The organism is Mycobacterium simulans (assembly GCF_900232995.1).
GTDB lineage: Bacteria > Actinomycetota > Actinomycetes > Mycobacteriales > Mycobacteriaceae > Mycobacterium > Mycobacterium simulans.
Genome location: NZ_OCVX01000003.1, coordinates 1181480 through 1200506, shown reverse-complemented (window position 1 = coordinate 1200506; position 19027 = coordinate 1181480). Strand labels below are relative to the sequence as shown.

General features: G+C 65.3%; 16 protein-coding genes. 11 read left to right on the top strand and 5 right to left on the bottom strand.

The annotated features are described in order from the left end of the window. Window positions 1–10 precede the first annotated feature (10 nt). Window positions 11–316 (top strand): DUF2694 family protein, encoded by a 306-nt coding sequence (locus tag MSIMFI_RS06145; RefSeq protein WP_191496534.1) that lies wholly within the window; start codon window positions 11–13, stop codon window positions 314–316. Window positions 317–320: 4 nt separating this feature from the next. Here MSIMFI_RS06145 and MSIMFI_RS06140 read toward each other — a convergent pair whose 3' ends face one another. Further along, complete coding sequence (locus tag MSIMFI_RS06140; RefSeq protein ID WP_169726412.1) at window positions 321–464, bottom strand: hypothetical protein; 144 nt, start codon at window positions 462–464, stop codon at window positions 321–323. Window positions 465–532: 68 nt separating this feature from the next. On the opposite strand from MSIMFI_RS06140, the gene MSIMFI_RS06135 reads away from it, so the two are divergent. From MSIMFI_RS06135 to MSIMFI_RS06095, 9 genes are all read left to right on the top strand, one after another. After that, on the top strand, window positions 533–1594 hold the full coding sequence (locus MSIMFI_RS06135; RefSeq protein WP_191496533.1) for a DUF5631 domain-containing protein: 1062 nt from the start codon (window positions 533–535) through the stop codon (window positions 1592–1594). Window positions 1595–1643: 49 nt separating this feature from the next. Then, complete coding sequence (locus MSIMFI_RS06130) at window positions 1644–1970, top strand: DUF2710 family protein (protein ID WP_191496532.1); 327 nt, start codon at window positions 1644–1646, stop codon at window positions 1968–1970. Window positions 1971–2024: 54 nt separating this feature from the next. Next, window positions 2025–3533 (top strand): type VII secretion protein EccB, encoded by a 1509-nt coding sequence (eccB, locus tag MSIMFI_RS06125; protein ID WP_191496531.1) that lies wholly within the window; start codon window positions 2025–2027, stop codon window positions 3531–3533. Between the two features lie 2 nt (window positions 3534–3535). Beyond that, entirely contained in the window at window positions 3536–7627 is a 4092-nt protein-coding gene (eccCa, locus tag MSIMFI_RS06120; RefSeq protein ID WP_191496530.1) for a type VII secretion protein EccCa, read from the top strand. Window positions 7628–7709: 82 nt separating this feature from the next. Further along, a complete protein-coding gene (locus tag MSIMFI_RS06115) occupies window positions 7710–8015 on the top strand; it encodes a PE family protein (protein WP_224770099.1) in 306 nt (101 codons plus the stop codon). A 9-nt stretch (window positions 8016–8024) separates the two neighbouring features. Further along, window positions 8025–9200, top strand: coding sequence for a PPE domain-containing protein (locus MSIMFI_RS06110; protein ID WP_191496529.1), 1176 nt, complete (start codon window positions 8025–8027; stop codon window positions 9198–9200). Between the two features lie 70 nt (window positions 9201–9270). After that, window positions 9271–11019: a serine/threonine-protein kinase PknH/PknJ gene (locus MSIMFI_RS29210; protein WP_191496528.1), complete on the top strand. Its 1749-nt coding sequence runs from the start codon at window positions 9271–9273 to the stop codon at window positions 11017–11019. Between the two features lie 13 nt (window positions 11020–11032). Then, a complete protein-coding gene (locus tag MSIMFI_RS06100) occupies window positions 11033–11518 on the top strand; it encodes an Rv0361 family membrane protein (protein WP_191496527.1) in 486 nt (161 codons plus the stop codon). Between the two features lie 33 nt (window positions 11519–11551). Then, complete coding sequence (locus MSIMFI_RS06095) at window positions 11552–12802, top strand: DUF7373 family lipoprotein (protein WP_191496526.1); 1251 nt, start codon at window positions 11552–11554, stop codon at window positions 12800–12802. Window positions 12803–12898: 96 nt separating this feature from the next. Here the strand turns inward: MSIMFI_RS06095 and MSIMFI_RS06090 are convergent, their stop codons facing one another. Continuing rightward, on the bottom strand, window positions 12899–13672 hold the full coding sequence (locus tag MSIMFI_RS06090; RefSeq protein WP_191496525.1) for a TIGR03084 family metal-binding protein: 774 nt from the start codon (window positions 13670–13672) through the stop codon (window positions 12899–12901). Between the two features lie 11 nt (window positions 13673–13683). Further along, window positions 13684–14970, bottom strand: coding sequence for an MFS transporter (locus tag MSIMFI_RS06085; protein WP_191498053.1), 1287 nt, complete (start codon window positions 14968–14970; stop codon window positions 13684–13686). 143 nt (window positions 14971–15113) lie between these two features. On the opposite strand from MSIMFI_RS06085, the gene MSIMFI_RS06080 reads away from it, so the two are divergent. Further along, window positions 15114–15719: a YqgE/AlgH family protein gene (locus tag MSIMFI_RS06080; protein ID WP_186245440.1), complete on the top strand. Its 606-nt coding sequence runs from the start codon at window positions 15114–15116 to the stop codon at window positions 15717–15719. Here MSIMFI_RS06080 and MSIMFI_RS06075 read toward each other — a convergent pair. Beyond that, on the bottom strand, window positions 15716–16720 hold the full coding sequence (locus MSIMFI_RS06075; RefSeq protein WP_191498052.1) for a bile acid:sodium symporter family protein: 1005 nt from the start codon (window positions 16718–16720) through the stop codon (window positions 15716–15718). The genes MSIMFI_RS06080 and MSIMFI_RS06075 overlap by 4 nt on opposite strands. Before the next feature lie 118 nt (window positions 16721–16838). After that, a complete protein-coding gene (locus tag MSIMFI_RS06070) occupies window positions 16839–18611 on the bottom strand; it encodes a PE family protein (RefSeq protein ID WP_191496524.1) in 1773 nt (590 codons plus the stop codon). Between the last annotated feature and the right edge of the window lie 416 nt (window positions 18612–19027).

The following is a 19027-nucleotide window of genomic DNA, read 5'->3' as shown; positions in this document are numbered from 1 at the left end:
CCCAACATTCATGACAGACGCTAACCCCGCCTTCGACACCGTTCACCCCAGCGGGCACATTCTTGTTCGGTCCTGCCGTGGCGGATATATGCATAGCGTTGCATTGAGCGAGGCGGCTATGGAGACCGATGCCGAAAGCCTGGCAGAGGGCATCCTGCGGACCGCCGACGTCTCTTGCCTGAAGGCGTTGCTGGAAGTGCGCGATGAGATCGTTGCCGCTGGGCACACCCCCTCGGCGCAGGTTCCAACGGTCGACGATCTTGAGGCGGCGATCGACAAGCTGCTGGCGCATCAACTGCGTCGACGCGACAGCTAAGAACCTAGAGCAGCCAGGTCTTGGCGCTCTCGGGATCCGGCGCGATATCGGTTGGCGGCTCGATGGGGTTGGCGCCGAACAACTCTCGCGCGCGGTACAGCAGGGCACGTACCTCGTCGAGTTGCTGCTGCAGCGCAGAATCAGCCATAGCCCCACGCTACCGAGGTCGGCCCAGCCACACAATTCACCACCCGCACAGGCCGGTACGCTAACCCGGTGGCGATCTTCGGTCGGATGACGGCGCGTAGGCGCCTTCGGAGAGCGACCCAGGAATCATTGACGATTCCCACTTTCAGGTCTCCGGTCGATTGCACCCCCTGGGTGATCGGTGGGCTGTGGCCTGCGGAGCTGTCATCAAGCGATGCCGAAACATCAACGCTCGCAGCGCATCTCAACGATGACCTGCAGCGCATAGCTAGGTCTGCCAACGACGAGCTGATGATGATCAGGAGTGCCGGATTGGTTGAATCTGCCCACAGGGCCGAAGTGGCCAACGTGATAGACCACGCTCGGGCGCTAGCTGTGCGACGGGTCGAGTCCGCGATGCGTCAGCGGCGCCGGATCACGCAGCAGGTGTCCCGGGGGTACGGCACAGATCTGGATACGACCCGGGTCATGCCGGCCGTCAAGGAGCCGGCCGTCACGGAGGCGCTCGGTGTGGATCCGGAATCCGACGACGAGCGGTTGCATCGGCTGCTCGCGTTCGTAGCCCGTCAAGAACCACGGCTGAACTGGGCGGTTGGCGACCACGTGGACGGCACAACGATATTGGTCACCGACCTCGCCCACGGTTGGATCCCACCAGGTATCACGCTTCCCGAGGGCGTGCGGTTGTTGGACCCGGAGCGGCGCGGCGGCTCGGCGTCGACGCTACTGGGCGCCACGACACGCTCTGCGACCTACGTTCCCGGCGACTCGACCAGCTGGACGCCACACCTCACCGCCACGAAGGCTTCGATGCAGCCACGCGAGGTGCCGGCGGTCAAAGACTTGGGCCGGGAGCTGGGCAACGCAACGACCACGCGTGACGGACTGCCGCGGATGGTGCACACGCTGGCTATGGCCGCCGCTGCTGGGACTGCCGTTGTGGACGAGGAGCTGGAGCTACTACGGGTACATCTCGAGACTGCGCGCTACCAGGTGTTGGCCCAGTATCCCGATGTCGCGCCTGTGCTGTTGCTCAACTGCATGTTGTTGGCCGCCACCGAGGGAAGCGTCACGGCAGACCCCGTTGCGGCGAACTATCACTTCGCCTGGTTCCAGAAACTCAGTCGCTGAGTATGTTCTGTGATGAATTGACGCTGGTCGGAGGCGTGGACATACTGTCATGGTGTCGGGGTCGGGTCGCAGCGAAGTGGGCGATCTCAGCGACCGAGACCTCGTCGAATCGGTTCTTCGTGAACTGAGCGAGGCAGCCGATAAGTGGGAAGCACTTGTCGCGCAGGTCGAGACCGTCACCTACAGCGTGGACTTGGGAGATATTCACGCCGTTGCAAATTCCGACGGACGATTGCTCAAGTTGACGTTGCATCCGAACGTTATGACCGGCTACGCCCACGGTGAGCTGGCGGACAGATTGAACCTCGCACTCGCAGCGCTGCGAGAAGAGGCAGAGGCCGAGAACCGGGCACGGTACGGCGGCCCCTTGCATTGATATCGGTGCCGATACGACAGACCGACGGGTATCGGCATCGGAAGGAGAATGACTGTGCCACTGAATCTGTCAAATCGGGACCAGAATTCGGGGCACCTGTTCTACAACCGACGGTTGCGGGCGGCGATCACGAGATTTTCGGTGCGGATGAAGCACGACGATCGCAAACAGCAAGCGGCAGTGGCACTGTCGATCGTTCTTGTCCTTCTCGGTGTCGGCTGGATGGCTTTGCTTCACATCATGAAGCCCGCGGGTTTGATCGGTCAGTCGGCCATCGTCGGAAACCGTGACACCGGCGCCGTTTACGCGAAGATCAATGGGCGCCTATACCCCGCGCTCAACCTGACGTCTGCGCGACTGGCGGTGGGAAATGCCGCAATCCCGACTTGGGTCACCGCAAGTGAGATCGCCAAGTACCCGACCGGACCGATGGTTGGCATTCCCGGTGTGCCAGACAGCCTGCCGGTCACATCCAGCGCCATGTCAGCTTGGTCGGTCTGCGACACGTCGCAAACTGGCGGAGCCACCCTGGGCAATGGGACGACTCCGGTGGTGACCGCCATTGCGGGCCAACTCTCCCCGGTGGGTCGCGCGGCGGCGATGGGCCCGAAGCAGGCCGTCCTCGCGACTCACAAGGGTGCGACCTATGTGATCTGGGGCGGGCAGCGGTCCCGCATTGACCCGACCGACCGATCCGTCACGTTCAATCTCGGTCTTGATCCGGGGGTGACGTACCCGATCGAAGTTTCCAACGCGCTGTTCGACGCCATGCCGTCAACGGAACCCATTGTGCTACCGGTAATTCCGGAAGCCGGTGCACCGTCACAATGGCTACCTGGCTCAAACGTGGGCAGTGTGCTGGAATCCCGTGACGCGAACGGAGTCGTCAACGGCTTCTACGTGCTGCTGCCGGGTGGCGTGCAGAAGATCACCGGCTTCGTCGCGGACCTGTTGCGCACCGGCGACTCACAGGGCTCGACCACACCAACTCTGATCGCTCCAGACAAGCTGATCCACATTCCCGTCGTCGACGTGCTCAACGTCGACTATTACCCGTCGGGAAAGTTGGAATTCGTTGACACAGTGGCTAATCCGGTGACCTGCGTGGGGTGGGAGAAGCAGGCCAGCGATCCACAGGCCAGGATCACCATCTTCACGGGCAGGGGCTTGCCCGTCCCGATCGGCATGGATTCGCGCTTGGTGCACCTGGTTCGCGACGACCGCAACCCTGACTCAGCCGAAGCGCACCAGACGCTGGTGTTGCCGGGAGCGGCCAACTTCATCGCCACGACGAGCGGGGTGGCAACGGCCGACAGTCGGGAAAGCTTGTATTGGCTTTCGCCACAAGGCGTTCGGTATGGCATCCAGTCGGATCACCAGACGCTTCAGGCATTGGCGCTGGATCCACTTTTCGCCGTGCAAGCACCCTGGCCGATCGTGCGTGCGTTTGCGCCCGGACCCGCAATCAGCCGCGATGCCGCGCTCGTTGCCCGCGATGTCGTCCCAGGAGGAGGAGTGGTGGCACCCATTGCCGAATCGAACCAGCAGATCGCCGGGGGTTAGCCATGTCCAAACGAGGCTTCGTCCGCGGCAAGCGCAGGCCAACGCCAGATGTTCCACCGGTGCGAGTGGCTGTCGCAGCGCCGCTGGCATTGCCGGAACGTGAACCGCGAAACATCCTGCTGATGATCGCCCTTCCGGCGCTGCTGGTGGGGATCGTCGGCACTCTGGTGGTGATGTACGCATCCGGGATCCGGACGCTACAGTCCGGCTTCTTCCCCATGATCGGCCTCGTCGGTTTCGGAGCCCTGATGTTCGGCGGACGGTTTGGGCGTGGCCGCCGAATCAGTTGGGGAGAACAAGAAAAGCAGCGCCGCAGCTATCTGCGCCAGCTCGATGAGGACCGCGACGAAGTGCAGCGCGCTGCCCAGGAACAGCGGCGCAGTCAACTGTTCGTGCATGGTGATCCGCAGCAGCTGGACACCGTGATCGGCGGCCCACGAATGTGGGAGCGACGCCCCACCGACCCCGACTTCCTCGACGTCCGTCTTGGCGTCGGCGTGCAGCAGGCCAGCGAATCGGCGGTTACCTTGCAGTGGCCCGACGTTCCGATCGGAGAAGAGCTCGAACCGGTAACCGGCGGCGCGCTAAGGGATTTCATCCTCGAGCAGAGCAAGATTCGTGGAATCGGCAAGGTGCTGAGCCTGCGATCCAAACCCGGATTCAGTTTCATTGGCGACGATCCGAGCGAACTGCACAGTCTGGCGCGATCGATTTTGTGCGCACTCGCGGTGTACCACAGCCCCAATGATCTCAAGCTGATGGTCGTCACCCGCCATCCCGAACTGTGGTCGTGGCTGGTGTGGCTCCCGCACAACCAGCACGACGAGATGTTCGACGCCTGCGGACTGCGCCGGCTGGTGTTCGCGTCGCCGACCGAGCTGGAGGAGGCGCTCGATGCCGAGCTGCACCGCAAGGGCCGTGGACCGTGGGCGCCGCCGGTCGGAGCCAGCCCGACGTCTATGCCGTCGCCCATGGAGTCGGCCGCCGGCCTGGTACTGGGTCCGCACTGGGTGATCATCGACGACAACGTGGGCACACCCGAGCAATGGGAGGGCGTGACCGGGCAGAAGGGCATGGCGGGCATTACGGTGTTGCGGCTGGCGACTCGGGTCGGTGTTGGCGTCGGGTTCGCCGACGACAGCCAACGCTTCGCGCTGCGCGATGGCCGGCTCATGCATCGCGACACGTTCTACGCGGTGGCGGATATGCTCGCCGACAGCACCGCCAACAGATATGCAAGGGCGCTGGCCCGCTGGTCACCGATGAGTGCCGGGGAGTTGTCCGAAACCGACAGTCAAGGCGGCGAATTGCTGCGCGCACTGGGCATCACTGATCCACGGGAATTGGACGTTGACCGGCTCTGGGCCGAAAGTCGAGGCCGGGGCGACCCGAAATGGGCGATGGTGCCGGTCGGCGTCAAGCAGGGCGGCGAGCTTCAGTACGTAATATTGCGCGCCAAGGACTTCGGCGGTTACGGCTTCCACTCGGTGGTGATCGGGACGTCTGGCTCCGGTAAGTCGGAGTACTTCCTGTCGTTGTGCAGCGGGATCGCGCTGACCCACTCCCCGGAAACGTTCATCGTGATCTTTGTGGACATGAAGTTCGAGTCAGCGGCTCAGGATCTGCAAGGTTTCCCGCACGTCGCCGGCTCGCTGTCAAACCTCGGCAAGGACGACCGCCATTTGGCCGAGCGGATGCGCAAAGCCATTAACGGCGAGATCGCCAGGCGCTACCGGCTTTTCAAAGACGCCGGAGCCCGCGATGCCAACGAATACGAGGAGATGCGGCTCGCCGGAAGGGATCTGGAGCCGGTTCCCATTCTGCTGGTGATCATCGATGAGTATCTCGAGTTGTTCATACACCATCCGGAGTGGATCGATCTGGTAATCCACATTGGGCAGGAGGGTCGTGGCTGCAACGTATTCTTCACCCTTGGAGGCCAGCGCTTGGATCTGTCGTCACTAAGTAAGGTGAAGAGCAACATCGCCTTTCGAGTGGCCCTGCGCGCCGAGACCGCGGAGGATTCTCGAGACGTGATCGGCAGCGACTCGGCGCTGCACCTGCCGTCGAAGGAAAACGGCTACGCACTTCTCAAAGTTGGGCCGCGTGACCTGGAGCAGTTCCGATGCTTTTACGTGTCGGCTCCGTTTGTAGTGCCGAAGCGGGTAGTGGAAGTGAACAAGACTGTGGCCGTGAGCTTTTCTCAGCCGCGTGCATACACCTGGGAGTACCAGCCGCTAAGTGAAGCGGACAGCGCGGCTTTGGCGACGGCCGACGAACCCGAAGAACCCGACGAGTTTCTCTTCCATGCCGATGGCTTTCGCAAGAAGAAGCTCGTCGACGTCATCCGAGATTCCCTCGTCTCGTACCCCGCACGCCCGCCGCACCAGATCTGGCTCCCGCCTTTAGAAGTCAGCGAGCCGATCGACATGTTGGTCGCCCGTTGGCGCGGAAACACCTGGGATGTCGATTACGGGCAGAATCCCGGTCTGGTGTTTCCAGTGGGAGTTGTGGACATCCCCGAGGAACACACCCAACGGGTGCACGCCCTCGACGCCGAAATGGACAACATCATGGTGGTCGCGACGGCCCAGCGCGGCAAGTCCACCACCTTGATGACGTTGATGACCTCCGCGGCGTTGATGTACCGGCCCGAACGGGTGACGTTCTTCTGTATCGGGGCGTCGCTGTACCCGGTCGAAGAGCTGCCGCATGTGGCGTCGGTGGTTAGCCCGACCGACAGCGAGGGCGTGTCACGGACCATAGCCTCGATCGAGGGGCTGATCCTGGCCCGTGAGGCGTCGTTCAAGAGGTACCAGATCGACATCTCCGAATTCCGGCAACGACGATTCGGCGCAGATGGCGCGGACGGTTCGGGACGCACCGACCCGAGTGACAAGTTCGGCGACGTCTTCCTCGTCATCGACAACTTCAGCGACCTCTACGACAAAGACGCCGTGATGGGGGAGCGTGCGATCGCGATCGCGCGCCAGGGTCTGTCATATGGGGTGCACATCATGACCAGCGCCACGGCATGGTTGGTAGGGCAGAAGCAGCAATTGGTCAACGTGTCCAACGCACGCATCCAGCTGCGATTGAGCAACCCCGACGAAACGCAGATGGGCGAAGGCTTTGAGCGAAAGAAGGCCGCGCGCAACACGCTGGACAGGCCTGGGTTCGGCGTTACCCGGGATGGCTACGAGCTGCTGGTTGGGGTGCCGGAGATCATCGGTGCTAGTGGCGAACGAGTGGCGACTCGCGATGTCGGCCCGTTCATCGCGGGCCTGACCGGCGCCGGACGGGTGGAGAGCCTGGCGCGGCTTCCTGGGCGGGTTCAGCTTAGCGAGGTGATGGCCGCGTTTGCGGGCGCCGCCGAGGCGGCCGACCCGTTGAACCTTCCCTTCGGGATTGGCGAAACCGCTCTGCAACCGGCGGTGCTGCCGGCCCGAGCGGTGCCCAACCTCCTGGTGGTCGGCCGCCAGTTATGTGGGAAGACAACGACTTTGGCAGCTTTCGGCGAGGCGATCGTGAGCCGTTTCACGCCCGAGCAGGCCCAGATCACGATCATCGACCCCAAGACCTCGCTCATTGGCAAGATCCAGGGTGATCATGTGCGGGCATACGCTTACACAGCCGACGATATCGACACGGTGATCGGCGAAGTGGCCCAGATTCTGCGCGATCGCCTTCCTCCCTCGGGTCTGAGCCAGGAGGAGCTGCTCAACCGCAGCGACTGGGAAGGCCCGCATCACTTCGTCCTGATCGATGATGAACAGGAACTACGTCCCCATGGTGTGGTAGGCAAAGGCGCGGCGACGGCCCCGTTGTGGGGTTTGATCGAACGTGGCCGCGAGATCGGTCTGCATGTCATCGCGTCGCGTTTGCCCGGGAACTGGGCCGGGGTATCGGTGACCAACCCGTTCCTGCAGAAGATGACGGGCTCTCGCGCGCCCACGCTGTTCATGGATAACGACCCGGCCGCGGTGAAGGTGTTCGGCAGGACGAGTGCTCAGCAACTGCCGCCCGGGCGGGGACTGCTGGTCACGACCGATGGCGTGATCGAAGGAGTGCTGGTAGGCGACCCGGGAACCTGAATCGACAGCGGGCGCGGCCGACTTTAGACTCAGACAACTTCGCTTGCGGGGGCAAGCTGCGCAATCAAGTTTGGAGGCAGACATGGGTGGGCTGTTCGGCATGGTTCCAGGCGCCGTCGATTTGTCGGCGGCCGCGGAAGCGGGAATCAGCGAGGAAATGGCGGCAACGACCGCGGCTGGAGCGGCTGCGCTGACCGGGGTGATGCCGATGGCGCCCGACGCTGACTCGATTGAATTTGCGGCCGCGCTGAACGCCGCTGGCGCTGCCTACCTGGCCACGGCTGCCGAACACGCCGGGCAGCGGGCAGGCTTCGCCGGGGCGCAGGGCCTGGCTTCCGGTGCCACAGTCGCCGCCGAGGGTGCCAACGCAGCCACTCTCGGTCTGTAGGAGGACGGGATGCCCGATCCTCGGTGGACAGGTCCGCCCGAGGTCGTTGCGGCGATCTTCGAGGCCGGTTCGCCTGCCTCGGTAATCGCCAACAACGTCGTATGGGTCACCGAGACCGCTAATAAGGAACTGTCGGCGGGCCTGTCCGCGCTTAACACCTTGGCGACGGCCGCGCAGTGGCAGGGCGTGGGTGCGGTTGCTTCGACCGTCGCCGCGACCGGACTCAACGTCGGCTTGCAGACGCTGGTGGGCTGGACCGCCGCGAAGATCAACATCACGCAAGCCGCGGTCGAGGCGTTCACGATCGCGCGGTCCGCGGTGATTCCGTCGGTGGTTTCTGTCACCAACCGGGTTGAGACGCAGGTGTTGAATGACACCAACATTTTCGGCGTCAACACCCCGGCAATCGCCGAACGAGAGGGCGAGTACTACGGCGAACACTGGCCGCACAACTCGAGCGTGGGCTGGACGTACTCCGGCGCGCTGAGCGCATTGATTGCGGCATTGGCCATTCCCCCGCCGATAGCGCCGATGGGCGCTTCACCGGCAGCGCCGGCGGCTGCGGCCGAAACGGTGGCCCAAGCGGCTGCCCAGACGGGCATGAACAATGCGGTGCAGGCGTCGAGCCAGGTCGCGCAAACGGCGGGGCAAACCACATCCGCCCCTGCTGAGGCGACCGGGCAGCTCAGTTCGCTGATGCAGCAACCCATGCAGATGATGTCGAGTGCCACCGAACCGTTAAAACAGCTAGCCCAGATGCCGATGCAGGCGATGCAGGGCTTCAGCAGCCTGCCGCAGAGCATGATGCAGGCGATGGGTGGAATGTTTCCGACGGGCGGCGGGGCTTCGAGTGCCGCGGCCGCCGTTGCGGAGCCGGTCGCGGCTGCCGGTGGTACGGCAGGCGGGGCGGCCGGCGGCGGGGGCGGTGCTTTCCCCGGTGCCGGACTGACCAGCTACACGCGCCCCACTAGCAGCTTCGAGCCGGGCGGCAGACCGACCAGCCTGCGCGCCGGTGTGCTCAACGCCGCCGAGGTACGCGGTCCCACAGCGTCGGGGATGGGTGGTGCGCCAATGCCGATGACGCCGGCGGGCATGCTGGGTCGTGGAAACGGCGCGGAATCCGATAAGGACGCTGTGGCACGCGCGCGCGTTGTCGTTGAAGGCGACCCCACTGACCCGCGGTAGCGGTCCGATGAGAACAACGTCGCACTGCGGCCACCCCGCACGGGTAGGTCGGCCGTAAGGGGTGGTTTAAATGTTGACGGTCGGCTCCGTGGTCGGCGGTTATCGCATCGAGCAGGTTCTGGGCAGCGGCGGTATGGGCACGGTTTATCTGGCCGCCGACCCCGCGTTGCCGCGCCGTAGCGCCCTCAAGGTGCTCTCCGCCGAACTCTGTCGCGACCCCAACTTTCGTGCGCGGTTCATCAGGGAAGCCGATATGGCCGCGGCGCTGGAGCATCCCCAGATCGTGTCGGTGTACAACCGTGGCCAGACCCCGGATGGCCAGTTGTGGATCGCCATGCAGTTCGTCGACGGCACCGACGCCGACGCTGCGCTTCGAGATGGAACCATGGCCCCGCAGCGTGCCGTGCACGTCATCACCGAGGTAGCCAAGGCGCTCGACTTCGCCCACTCCCGAAACGTGATGCACCGCGACGTCAAGCCCGCGAACTTTCTGCTCTCGGGACCGGTCGGCCCGGGCGAGCGGGTCTTCTTGGGTGATTTCGGTATCGCACGTGCGCTTGACGATGTCGGGCTGACCGCAACTGGCGCAGTACTGGCCACGGTTGCCTACGCGGCACCCGAAGTGCTGACAAATGCGCCAATCGATGGCCGTGTCGACATCTACTCGTTGGGCTGCAGCCTGTTTCGACTGCTCACCGGCCAGACGCCGTTTCCTGCCGCCAATGGAGCTGCAGCGGTGATGACGGCTCACTTGTTCGCTGCTCCGCCGCGCGTCACCGACCTCGTGCCGTCGTTGCCCCACGCATTCGATCAGGTGATCGCCACCGCAATGGCCAAAGACCCCGGTTCGCGATTCCGCTCGGCGGGCGAACTCGCGCACGCCGCGGCAGGCGCATTGCACGGTTCGGCGCGTGGCGGGTCGCTAGCCCCCATACCTAGCGGTGAAGTCAGCACCTATCCGCAATCTCAAAGCCCCCTCGCGCCAGGGTGGCAGCCGGGCGGACCGCCCACCCTGGCCGCGCCGCCCTCAGGCCGGCAGGCTTATCCATTGTCGCGGCGGCGGAGGCGCTTTGTGATCGGAGTGGCGCTGGGTACGGTCGCGCTGGTTGGGGCCGGCGCAGTTGCCTTCGCGAATTGGCCCAACGAGACGCCAACGAGCCTCAGCACTGGACCCCAGGCTGGGCCGGGAACCGGAACAACCCCCGCATCCATTGCTTCGCAGCTACCGCCGGCTACCGACGTCACCAGCGCTGAGTTGCGACCAATCCTGTTGGCCACCAACCAGATTGCCAGCATCTCGGGCGGGAATCCGGTGATACTGGAACGCGATAGCGCAACCTTGTTCGATGACGCCGCAACCGTGGACAATCCACAATGTGCGGGCGCGTGGGCACCAGCCCAGCGGTCGGTGTACGGCGCAAGCGGCTACACCGGAGTGGCGGCCCAGGTGCTCCGCGGGATGAACGAAGCGATATGGCAAGACAGCGTCACCGAGGCTGTCATCGCGTTCTCGTCCCAGGACAAAGGGGGCGCGCTCTACGTCAGCCAACGCGGGCAATGGGGCCTGTGCGGCGGAAAAGCCATCGCAGTGACCCACCCCGGTGAAGCTGCGCAAATGTGGGAGTTTGGCCAGCCGCTCACGACAGCGGGAGTCTTGACTATTGAGGCCACACTGCGTGGCGGCGCGGCGTCCTGCCAACACGGAATCCTGGCGCGCGGCAATGTCATCATCGACATTCGGCAATGCCGTGCAACCGGCGGCAACGATGTCGCCGCATTGGCCAGCGCGACGGCGGCCAAGTTGCCCAGGCAACGATAGGGAACCTATACCGATGAACACCTCAACTTCGATCGTGGTGACTGTCGGTGTATTACTTGTCTCCGCTGGGGCCAGCGCTTCGTGTTCCGGTATGACAGGAGGCAACCCGGTCGCCGAGCGCACCTCCGCGCCGGCGACGGGCACCGCATCGACACCCACCGGTACCCCCCTCGCGCCCCCGCCTACAACAACGGTGTCCGCCGAGGATCAGATACGCGAAACCCTCGCCGCCTTCCAGGACGCCTATAACACCCAGAATTGGGATGCCTACACCGAATTGATGTGCTCTGCGATGCGCGCGAAGTTCAACGGCCCCACGATGGACTACGTGAAGAAGGGCCGAGCTGAAACCGGTATCTCCACGATCGCGGTCACCTCGATCGTGATCACCGGGGATACCGCGACCGCGACCCTACAAGCCCAAAACGAGGCACTGGGGTCGCGTGTGGTTACCATGCGGCTCAAACTCGAAGATGGCTGGAAGATCTGTCAGCTTTAGCGACACCCAGCCTTGGGCCGGTGAAGGAAAGTGATGCGCCAAGCGCGACAACGCCACCCCCGGAAGCTGGCCGTGTTACTGGCCGCGGTACTGGTCGGTTGTAGCCACACCGGTACAGATACGGCGCATCCATCGGCCCAATCGCCGCCCCAGCCGTCGGCGGTGAACACGTCGCTGCTCGATTCCGGCAACTATCCGACCACCCCGCTACCCGCACTGGGTGACGCCGGCTCCGAGCAAGCCGGGCGCCTCGTTGAGGGCCGCCGGATGGCCGCCTACGTTGTGGGACCGTGGCAAGCCGACAACACCCTGACCGCTGTGGGCTCAAACCGCGCGTCCGTGATCGAGGACTTTGCACAACTTTCGCGGGTCGTGTGGACGCCGATTATGGGCGGTGCCTATAACCTGCCGTTCGTCGTTGGATTCACGTCGGAGCGGCAAACCTCACGTCCTGATGCGCAGATGTCGCTGCGCAATGCAGTGCTGCGATTCGCCGACCCAGCCGCGGCAACGGCTGCCGCCCAAGGCATGTCGGCGAGAGCGATGAATATGCCGCGAGTGCCTAGCGTCACCCCGATCGTGATCGAGCCCGAGCGGGCGGTACCTGTCCCGGGTCATCCCGATGCCGCGGGGGTGCTGCTGACCTTTCAAGAGGGTGCGCAAACAGTGCGAGAGCTTTCCGTGTTCACCGCACATGGCCCGTATGTCCTAGTGCAGGTGGCTCGCTGCGCCGCCGGCGCTGACTGCGCAGCACCGCTGGTTGCACGCACACTCGACCTGCAGCTCCCTATGGTCGATGCGTTTGACGCCACCGCCGCCCAGCAATTCGCTACGCTCCCGCTCGACCCCACTGGGCTCGTCGCCCGGACCCTGCCACTGCCTGCTGACCAAGCAACTTCCACAACCGGTGCTGCCTACCCGCCTGTCGGTGCCCTGCACTTGGAAGACAATCCTGTCCAAACTGCGCCTGCACTCAGCACAGCGGGAGTCGACTACGTTTCGATCAATTTGTCGACCGTTTACCAGGCCAAAGACCCCGCCGCGGCACAAATGCTGTCTCAAAGTCTCGGCGACGCGGCCGCTGCAACTCCGGCTGCCCAGGCGGCTGCACCCGTGCCTGGGATGCCCCAAAGTCGATGCACTCGCATCGCAGGAGCCAATGGGCTGGTGCCCAGATACTGGTGTCTGGCCACCGCGGGTCGCTACACCATCAAGACCACAGGCCGCCAACTCGACAGTGCACATCAACAAATGGCGGCTCAGTATCGGATATTGACCGGATAGACCGACAGAACTGGCGCGGCTCTTCTTGGGTTGCGCGCGCTCATCGCCCGGCGCTTGGGCTGATGGGCCCCGGCTCTCTTCGCGCGCTGCGCGCGCTCATCGCCCGGCGCCGGGTGGCCCCGCGAAGGCTTGCGCGATCGACAACCACTTCTGCGCGTCCTCCCCTACAGCCGCCACATCAAGGGAACTGAGCGCGCGTCGCTGAGTGACCAAGAAGCAGAAGTCCTCGGCTGAGCCGCTGACGCGTTGGGCCGCGTCCGCCGGTCCCCAGGACCAGGTATCTCCGCCGGGTCCGCGCAGTTCGACCAGGAACGGTTCGGTTGGGGGGGTCAGATTGTTGACGACGAAGGCGTAGTCGCGGGCTCGAACGCCGAGGTGCGCGATCGATCGCAATCGGTCGGTGGCGGGTCGCCGAATACCGAGACAGTCGGCGACATCCAATCCGTGTGCCCAGGTCTCCATCAACCGTGCGGTAGCCATCGATGCCGCACTCATCGGTGGCCCGAACCACGGTAACTTGCGGCCTTCGGCAACCGTCAGCAGCGCCTCGTGCAGCCGCCCCCGGGTGATTCGCCAGTCGTTGAGGAGATCGCCTGCCGGCAATGCCGCCACCTCTTCGGCGCCGGCGTCGACGAAGCCGGCGGGATCGGCCGCCGCTGCGGTCAGCACATCGGCGAACCCGGCCTCGTCGGTGACCGCCGTCAGTGCAACTCGGTCGGTCCACAACAGGTGACCGATCTGGTGTGCGATGGTCCAGCCGGGCGCTGGTGTCGAGTCCATCCACCGCTCGGGCGGAAGTGGCGAAACAAGCGCATCCAGGTCGTCGCTTTCGGCCCGCAGATCAGCCACGATAGGACCGGGACCGGCCATGATTAACCTCCCTAACTATTGTTTGCGGGTTGGCCTCGCCGGCCGACGAGGGTGTGAACAACGAGCCCGATCAGGTAGATCAGCGACCCGAACAACACGATCATGGGCGCGCGCCCGTCGGCGGGAATCAACACCGCAGCAACCGTGACCGAGGCGATGTATGAGACCCAGAACAACGCATCCTGCACCGCGAACACGTGACCGCGCAGCGCGTCATCGACGTCGATCTGCATGGCCGAATCAGCGCACAGCTTGACCACCTGGCCGGCCACGCCCAGCAAAAACCCGCACACCACCATCACCGGTAGCAGCAGTGCGGCGCCGGCCGTCTGAATGACGGCGGCCGCCACCAACGCGCCATTGGCCGTCGCGTAGCGCCCCCAGCGCCGGATCAGGCCCGGGGTCAGCACGTTCGCCAGGAAGGCCCCCAGTCCGGTCGCGGCGAAGAACACCAGGGCGGTACCCAACCCTTCGACGTCCACATCGGCCATGTGGTGGACCAGCAGCAAGACGACCAGCGAGTTGATACCGACCACCATGCGGTGCGCGGCCAGTCCGGAGAGGGCCGAGCCGACCGTCGGGAGCTGGACGACCGTGCGCACGCCGTGGAGCCATCCGGTGACCACCGCGTAGACGGCGGATCCGTGGATGGCGCGTTTGGTGTCATCCGGGCCGAGCACGCGTGGGGCGAACCGCATCGACAGCAACAATGCGATCGTCACTGGAATGGCGGCGGTGAAAATGACCGCGGCGGCGCCCCGGTCGCCGCCGCCAGCCAGCCAGCGTGGCAGCAACATGAAATTAGCGCCCAGAAACGCCGCGACCGCGCCCGATGCCGTGGCCACCGAGTTCATCGTGACGACCTTTTCGCGTGGCACGACGTGAGGCAACGACGCCGACAGGCCCGAGGCAACGAACCGGGCCAAGCCGTTGGCCAGCAGAGCTACACACAACAGCAACAGATCGCCCGCTCCCAGCGCCAGAATCGTGCCAATCGCGGCGATGAACGCGAGGCGGCCGATGTTGGCGCCGACGAGCACCAGCCGGCGATCCCAGCGGTCCAGCATCGCTCCCGCGAAGGGACCCAACAGCGAATAGGGCAGGAACAGCACCGCGAATGCGCGCGCGATAGCCATCGGATCGGCGGCGCGGTCAGGGTTGAACAGCAGCGCTCCGGCCAAACCCGCCTGGAAGAGGCCATCGCCGAACTGGCTCACTATGCGCAGCTGCAGCAGTCGCCAAAAGTCGGGCAAACCACGCACCGACCGCCACAGACTGACGGGTGCGATTGCGTGCATCCGGCTTTGAACCACAGAACCCACTTCCACGATCGGGGCAGGCAAGGCTCGCCGCGCTACGCCGACCTCGTCAACATTACAAATATGTATGGGCCACGCTCGTTTGCCCCGGACGCAGTTGCGGTGGGTGCGATGATGTTCAGGTGGCGCCGCATGAAGATCCCGAAGACTATGTGGTGCCCGCCGCGCAACGGGTGCGAGCGGGGACCTTGCTGTTGGCCAACACCGATCTTCTGGAACCGACATTTCGACGCAGTGTGATCTACATCGTTGAGCACAACGATGGCGGCACCCTGGGTGTGGTGCTCAACCGGCCCAGTGAAACCGCGGTCTACAACGTGTTGCCGCAGTGGGCCAAGATCGCGGCCAAGCCCAAGACGATGTTCATTGGGGGCCCGGTCAAGCGCGACGCGGCCCTGTGTCTGGCGACACTGCGGGTCGGCGCGGATCCCGACGGCGTGCCGGGTTTACGCCATGTCGCCGGCCGGATGGTGATGGTCGATCTGGACGCCGAACCTGAGCTGATCGCGCCGTTGGTGGAGGGGGTGCGAATCTTCGCAGGCTACTCCGGCTGGACCATCGGTCAGCTCGAAGGCGAAATCGAGCGGGACGACTGGATTGTGTTGTCGGCGTTGCCATCTGACGTTCTGGTTGGGCCGAGGGAAGACCTGTGGGGGCAGGTGCTGCGTCGTCAGCCGCTGCCGCTTTCGTTGCTGGCCACCCACCCGATCGACGTCAGCCGCAACTAGAGCACTTCCCCGACTTCGTCGGGTTCCAAGACGGCCGCGGTCCGCGCCAGCCTGCCGGCGAGCAGCGTACCCGCGATCAGCTGGAATTGGTGGAAAAGCATCAGCGGCACCATCACCAACCCGACCGTGCTGGCGGGGAACAGCACCCACGCCATCGGAAGACCCGACGCCAGGGCTTTGTTCGAGCCGCAGAACAACAGCACGATCGCGTCACCGCGGCCGAGCCGGGCCATCCGGCCGATGACGGCGGTGTAGGTAAGCACCAGCGCGAGCAGGACGGCGGCGATAACGCTCACCGAGACCAGATGCCACGGATCGACCTTGCCCCAGACCCCCTCGACCATGCCCATGGAGAAGGCGGTGTACACGGCCAGCAGAATCGACCCGCGGTCAACCAATTTGATCAACACCACATGCCGGACAAGCACGGGCGTGAGCAACGGCCGCGCCAGCTGACCCAAGCCGAATGGCACCATCAGTTGTAGCAGTATTTCGAGAACCCCGTCGGCTTCGATTAGGTTGCCGCCGTCGGGGTTGATCAACATCATCACCAACAGTGGGGTCAACACCAAGCCGAGGATGTTGGACAGTGACGCCGTGACCATGGCAGCCGAGACGTGACCCCGCGCCATCGACGTAAACGCGATAGCCGACTGCACTGTCGACGGGACTAGGCACATGAAAAGCAGTCCGGTGTACAAGTCGGGCGTCAGCACCGAGGGCACCAGCGCCCGAGCGGCCAGCCCAAGCAGCGGAAACACCACGAAGGTGGTGGCCAGCACCATCAGGTGCAGTCGCCACTGGCGCATACCGTGCCAGGCTTGTTGCGGCGACAATCGGGCGCCGTAGAGGAAGAACAGCAACGCGATGGCCGCTTTGGCGGCGATCGACATTATGTCCGCGCCGATACCACGAGCCGGTACGAGCGCGGCAATGATCAACGTGACGGCCAGAGCCAATAGGAACGTATCGATCGGGAGCGCTTTCAGCCGCGTTAACACGACGTTCAACGCACGATCTTTTGCGCGCCCGCGAGCTGCATGGGCTCACAATACGACTTCAGCCGCTTTGCTGGTCGAAATGGACGGGTTAGAGGCGCCTAGATGTAGTCACAGGCTATTACGCCGGGCCGCCTGTTCCGCCGTCACCTCCGGTACCGCCCTGGCCGCCCGTGGCTCCAGAGTTGGGATCGCCTTCGGTTGGCCCGCCGGCTACCCCAATGCTAGGTGGGGGACCGCCGGGCCCACCGGTGCCGGCGCCCCCGATGCCACCGATGCCGCCGTTGCCGCCGTCGCCTCCGGTGCCGCCGGGGCCAGTGGCGTTGCCTCCGGCACCGCCTGTGCCTCCGGTGCCGCCGGTGCCTCCGGTGCCTGTGGTGCCAGTGCCGCCGTTGCCGCCGGTGCCTCCGGTGCCGCCGTTGCCGCCGACGCTCGTCCCGGTGCCGCCGACCCCGCCGTTGCCGCCGTTGCCGCCGGCAGTGCCGTTGTTGCCGGTGACCAAGCCGCCGGTGCCGCCGGTGCCGCCGTTGCCGCCTGTGCCGTCGGCGCCGACGGCGTTCCCGCCGGCGCCTCCGTTGCCTCCCTTGCCGGCGTTGAACACGCCGTCGCCGCCGTTGCCGCCCTGGCCGCCGGTGCCGCCGTTGCCGTCGTTGCCGGTGGCATTGCCGCCAGCGCCGCCGTTGCCCCCGGTGCCCCCGTCGCCGGTGTCGATGCCTCCGCTGCCGCCCTGGCCGCCGGTCCCGCCGGTGCCGAAGTCGCCGGTGGCCATGCCGCCGGCACCGCCGGTCCCGCCGGTGCCTCCCTTGCCGAGACCAGTGCCGCCATTGCCGCCCTGGCCGCCGGTGCCGCCGACGCCGTTGTTCCCGGTGCTGACGCCGCCGGCGCCTCCAGTTCCTCCGTTTCCGGCCGCGGCGCCCGCGGCGTTGCCGCCGTTGCCGCCGTTGCCGCCGGTCCCGCCGGTGCCGGTGCTGGTGCCTCCGATGCCGCCGGTGCCTCCAGTGCCGGCGGTGCCGGCGGCGCTGGTGGAGCCGCCGTTGCCGCCGGTTCCGCCGTTGCCGCCGATGCCGGCGGCGGCGGTGATGCTGCCGGCGGCCGCTGTGCCGCCCGCGCCCGCGGCGCCTGTCTCGTGTACAGCGGCCAGGGCGGTGCCGCCGGTGCCGCCGGCCCCGCCGGCTCCGCCCTGGCCGAACAGCAGCCCGCCGGTGCCGCCCGCTCCACCGATTCCTCCAGTCCCGCCAATGAGACCGGCGCCGCCGGTGCCGCCGACACCGCCGGCCCCGCCGTTGCCGCCGGTGCCGAAGAACACTCCTCCCGTCCCGCCGGTCCCGCCGGCCGCGCCACTGCCGCCGGCTACGCCCGCGCCACCTGCTCCGCCGTCGCCACCGCGACCGAACAGTCCAGCCGACCCGCCGGCTCCGCCGTTTTGGCCGACTGCGCCCGAACCGCCGTTGCCTCCGTTACCCCACAACAAGCCGCCATCCCCACCGGCTTGACCGGTCCCCGGTGCACCGTTGGAGCCGTTGCCCCACAGCGGGCGACCCAGCAGTGCCTGGGTGGGTGCGTTGATCACCGCGAGCACTTCTCGCTCGAGGGTCTGCAAGGGCGAGGCATTGGCGGCCTCGGCGGCCGCGTATATGGTGGAGGAGCGGTCCAACGCCGCGACGAACCGCTGGTGAAACTGCTCGAGTTGTGCGCTGATCGATTGGTATTCCTGGGCGTGACCCGAAAATAGCGCCGCAATGGCCGTTGAGACCTCGTCGGCACCCGCGGCGAGCAGAGCGGTCGTGGCGCCGGCTGCGGCGGCGTTGCCGGCGCTGACTGCCGACCCAACACCGGCTATCTCGGCTGCAGCAGCGCTGAGTATTTCCGGCGTGGCGATCACGAACGATGACATCAGCACCTCCGTTGTGCATACCTGGCATGGCGCGTATCCGGGCGGGCGAGAGATGTGCCGCCCGAAACAATCTGGACGTTATAACCATCGCTCGGCCGGGCCTCGGGTATTTGGCGAATTCTTATAAATTTTTGGGTTGGGCCGGCATAGCGACTTGCAGCTCTTGCCTCTTCGCCTATCTGATGTTCGCTCGACCTGGCATGAACGAGCTCCGGCGTCCACCGCCGCACTCATCACGCCGCTGGCGTCGCAATGCGACTGGGAATCGCTTCTGGCGCAGCATAATTGCGGCCCATGCAGCGGAAGTTCTTTCGATCCGTCGAATCCGGCCGGCACGTCGATGGCACTGGGATCGGGGCGCTGGGCGTTTGGTGTCGCGCCGCTAAGGCGGCGCTGGTCGCTAATTGCGGGTGAGG

Excerpts from the sequence above, each read along its gene's own strand:
- MSIMFI_RS06140 (WP_169726412.1), bottom strand. The coding sequence starts at position 464 with ATGGCTGATTCTGCGCTGCAGCAGCAACTCGACGAGGTACGTGCCCTG.
- MSIMFI_RS06115 (WP_224770099.1), top strand. The coding sequence starts at position 7,710 with ATGGGTGGGCTGTTCGGCATGGTTCCAGGCGCCGTCGATTTGTCGGCG.
- MSIMFI_RS06095 (WP_191496526.1), top strand. The coding sequence starts at position 11,552 with ATGCGCCAAGCGCGACAACGCCACCCCCGGAAGCTGGCCGTGTTACTG.
- MSIMFI_RS06145 (WP_191496534.1), top strand. The coding sequence starts at position 11 with ATGACAGACGCTAACCCCGCCTTCGACACCGTTCACCCCAGCGGGCAC.
- MSIMFI_RS06085 (WP_191498053.1), bottom strand. The coding sequence starts at position 14,970 with ATGCACGCAATCGCACCCGTCAGTCTGTGGCGGTCGGTGCGTGGTTTG.
- MSIMFI_RS29210 (WP_191496528.1), top strand. The coding sequence starts at position 9,271 with ATGTTGACGGTCGGCTCCGTGGTCGGCGGTTATCGCATCGAGCAGGTT.
- MSIMFI_RS06070 (WP_191496524.1), bottom strand. The coding sequence starts at position 18,611 with ATGTCATCGTTCGTGATCGCCACGCCGGAAATACTCAGCGCTGCTGCA.
- eccCa (WP_191496530.1), top strand. The coding sequence starts at position 3,536 with ATGTCCAAACGAGGCTTCGTCCGCGGCAAGCGCAGGCCAACGCCAGAT.
- MSIMFI_RS06110 (WP_191496529.1), top strand. The coding sequence starts at position 8,025 with ATGCCCGATCCTCGGTGGACAGGTCCGCCCGAGGTCGTTGCGGCGATC.
- MSIMFI_RS06100 (WP_191496527.1), top strand. The coding sequence starts at position 11,033 with ATGAACACCTCAACTTCGATCGTGGTGACTGTCGGTGTATTACTTGTC.
- MSIMFI_RS06130 (WP_191496532.1), top strand. The coding sequence starts at position 1,644 with ATGGTGTCGGGGTCGGGTCGCAGCGAAGTGGGCGATCTCAGCGACCGA.
- MSIMFI_RS06090 (WP_191496525.1), bottom strand. The coding sequence starts at position 13,672 with ATGGCCGGTCCCGGTCCTATCGTGGCTGATCTGCGGGCCGAAAGCGAC.